At 33.9% G+C, this 3,650-nt stretch carries 2 protein-coding genes; both read right to left on the reverse strand.

What is annotated here, in order from left to right:
- Positions 1-274: 274 nt before the first annotated feature.
- The gene (gene bla, locus KI369_RS27740) at positions 275-1,222 is read right to left on the reverse strand and encodes a class A beta-lactamase Bla1 (RefSeq protein WP_438800519.1); all 948 of its coding nucleotides are present in this window, start codon (positions 1,220-1,222) and stop codon (positions 275-277) included.
- A gap of 205 nt (positions 1,223-1,427) precedes the next feature.
- Entirely contained in the window at positions 1,428-3,557 is a 2,130-nt protein-coding gene (locus KI369_RS27745) for a peptidoglycan D,D-transpeptidase FtsI family protein (protein WP_212958849.1), read from the reverse strand.
- Positions 3,558-3,650 lie beyond the last annotated feature (93 nt).

A 3,650-nucleotide genomic window follows, 5' to 3' on the forward strand; every position in this document is an offset into this window, starting at 1 on the left:
TGATTCTATTCATATTTCTCTTCATATTCTCTCCTTTTATTTTCATAAAACGCTTATTTTATGTTAACTGAATTATATTATATATTTTTGATTTTTTATTGAATATAGTACAGTACATGAAATTTCATATCGGATACATCATATATATTTATTTTACCTTTATCCTCTTAATAATAAGAATACAAAAACGATTCTTTTCATACGAAAAAGAATCGTTTTCTAATTTTATACATTCAATAACATCTGGTAAAGAACTGAGATAACTAAGAGATTATTATTTAATAGCATCGATTACAACTTCCGCTGCCTCTTTAATTAGTTGATTATCATAGGTAGCCTCTCTCTCATCTTTACTAGATAAAATTGCGATGATAATAGGTGCTCTATTTGGTGGCCAAACGATAGCAATATCATTTCGTGTCCCGTAACTTCCAGCTCCTGATTTATCTGCAACTACCCAGTTAGTAGGCACACCTGCACGAATAAGTTTGTCTCCTGTAGCATTTCCTTTCATCCACTCTGTAAGAATGTTACGTTTATGATTTGGAAGCGCATTTCCGACTGTAAAACCTTTAAGATTCGTAGCAATTGCTTTCGCTGTACTAGTGTCACGAATGTCTCCTGGAATAGCCTCGTTTAATTCTGTTTCAAAACGATCAGACATAGTAACCCGGTCCCCCATCTGTCTAAGCGCTTTTTCATATCCTTTCGGTCCACCTATTTTATCAAATAAAATGTTCCCAGCAGTATTATCACTGTAACGAACAGCAGCCTCAGCAATTTCTCCTAGTGTCATTCCAGTATCTACATGTTTCTCGGTAACAGGTGAATAATCCACTAAGTCTTCTTTCGTATAAGTAATAACTTCATTTAATTTCTCAGTAGAGTTTTGCTGTAACAATACTCCTGCGGCTAAAGCCTTGTAGGTTGATGCGAAGGCAAATCTTTCGTTATGTCGATAAGAGATTGTTTGATGTGTACCAGTATCAATCGCATATACACCTAATCGAGCATCAAATTTTTTCTCAAGTTGAGAGAATTCTTTATGCGTCGCCTGATTTTTATGTTTCACTTGTCCAGTCTTTTCTTTCGCTTCAACTTGCAGTGACCCACCTGTAAAAGTTTCTAAGCTTGTAAGACTTAAACCTAATATACCAACGCATATTCCTATTTTTAACATCCTCTTGTTTTTCAAAATCATCATTCCTTTCAAGTTCTTAATACTTTTTTACTTACACATAATAGACAACCACTGAAACAAGTTTGTTCCATAAACTAAAAAACTTTATAACTAATATCGGTATTATTAACAAAATAAATGATAGCAACTATGATAGCTGCTATCTCTTATCTCAAATCTTCTTTTAACTTTTAAAGACTTATATATAAACAGGGTCTCTTCCCCTGAGACAAGTACTCACATTTTACTAATTTTGATTAGAACTATCTATACTAGCAGCTTCACCATGTATACGTTGCTGTTTTAAATCAAAGTATGCATCTAAAACTTCCTTTCCAATTATAGAATTAATTCCACTTTTATCATTATGAAGCCATGGAACTACTACTGAGAACGCTACTTCTGGATTATCATATGGAGCATATCCAACTAACGTTAAGTTGTAACATTCCATACGTTCTCCTTTTGCATTTCTACCAATTGGATCATCTCCACCATATACAGTTTGAGCTGTCCCGGTCTTTCCAGCGGGCTTATATGGCGCATTTTTGAAATACTTTACCCCAGTTCCATCACCTTCTTGGAATACCCATCTAAACCCTTCTTTTATCCGATCAATATGTTCTGTCTTCATATCAACTCGATTTAATACGACAGGCTCTATGGAACGTATCACTTTTCCAACTTCCTGATCTTTTATGGATTGCTCTCGTATTTCTTGTACAATTTGAGGTTGCATTCTATAACCGCCATTAGCAATTGTTGAAATGTATTGCGCTAATTGCAACGGCGTATACGTATCATACTGACCGATAGAAAAGTCTAGTAAAAATCCAGGCTGACTATCTACTTTTCTAGTTTGTCCAATTATTTCATTCGGTAAATCAATACCTGTTGGCACGCCTAATCCAAATTGTTTAAAATAATAGCGCATCGTATTAAATGCTTCTTGTTTTATATCCAATGAACCATTTGGTACGTAATTAACTCCTGCAATTTTTAAAGCTGTCTGGAACATGTATACATTCGAAGATACTTGTAGCGCTCGTAAATCATTAATATTACCAAATCCGGATACATTCCACGATTTCTTAGCTTGTGTACCTTTAAATTTCATCGGTGCATCATAAAATTGATCTCCTGGTTGTATTGCTCCTGTCTCATATCCAGTTAATAAAGTTGCACCTTTTACAGCTGACCCTAGTTCATACGAAGTTGTCATATTACCTAATGCCAAATCCTCGATTTCTATTTTCCCTTCTTTCTCTACAATCCTTTTGCCTGCCATAGATAAAATCTGTCCGTTATTCGGGTTCGTCATAACAACAAAAGCTCGGTCCAATAGTGGCTCTGAACTCTTAAAAGCTCTCAAGTTTTTCTCTATACTTTCTTCCACTTTCTTTTGCAATTCCATATCAATCGTTAATGTTAAACTATTACCACTTTTTCCTTTAGAAATTATTTCTGTGTTTATAATATTTCCGGATTTATCAGTAATGTTTTTCACTTCTTCTTTTGTGCCATGTAATACATCTTCATATCGTTGTTCAATATAACTTTTTCCTACACGATCATTACGGTTATATCCACGTACTAAATAAGAATCTAAATTTTCTTTCGGTAATCCTTCTTCACTACTCGTAATATTTCCTAATACGGAACGAAACAAATTACCATTTACATAATTACGTTCCCAATCAACTGTTGCATCTACTCCTGGAAACTCAGCAAGGTTTTCACTTATTCGCGCATACTCTTGATCTGTTACATCTTTTTTTATAATTTGTGGTGTTAATTGATAACCTGAACTCATTTTACTTTTAATAGCTAACACCTTTAAATCTTGTGCTGTTAATTCTGCCAATTCTAATTCTGTAACACGACTTCGTCTTAAGTCTTCTATTTTTTTATCTAACTCTTTTCCCTCTATTCCCTTATCTTTTAACTTTTCTATATCTTTTTTAGTAATCATTGTCTCCGCACGTTTCGTATTCAACTGCATCCAAAAATCTTTTTTATCGATTTCAGTTAACTTATTTATATCTTGTTCGGGCATTTCAAGTACTTTCGCTAAGTCTTTTGCTGTTTTTAATATATCTTCACCCGTAATCCCCTTCACCCTTGTATAGGTAATCGTACGAAGGGATTTATTATTAACAACTGTTTTCCCTTGTCGATCTAGTATTTGTCCACGCGGAACTGGAATGCTAGTTGTTGCATTTTGACTACTTTCTACTTGATTCTTATAAGCCTCTCCCTCTACGATTTGCACTTTTCCTAGCTGCATAATAATAGCTGAAAATAATAAAAATATACAAAGGAACATTATATTTAATCGAACAGATATATATGTCTTCTTTTCTTTTTTCTTTTCCATAAACCCTCCATATATTTGTTTATATATTACATAGCGATGGCCGATTATAAAGTGAAACTTTAATCAGTGGGGTCTTGTTCATCCCCCACTGAT

The organism is Bacillus sanguinis, assembly GCF_018332475.1.
In the GTDB taxonomy this organism is placed as follows: Bacteria; Bacillota; Bacilli; order Bacillales; family Bacillaceae_G; genus Bacillus_A; species Bacillus_A sanguinis.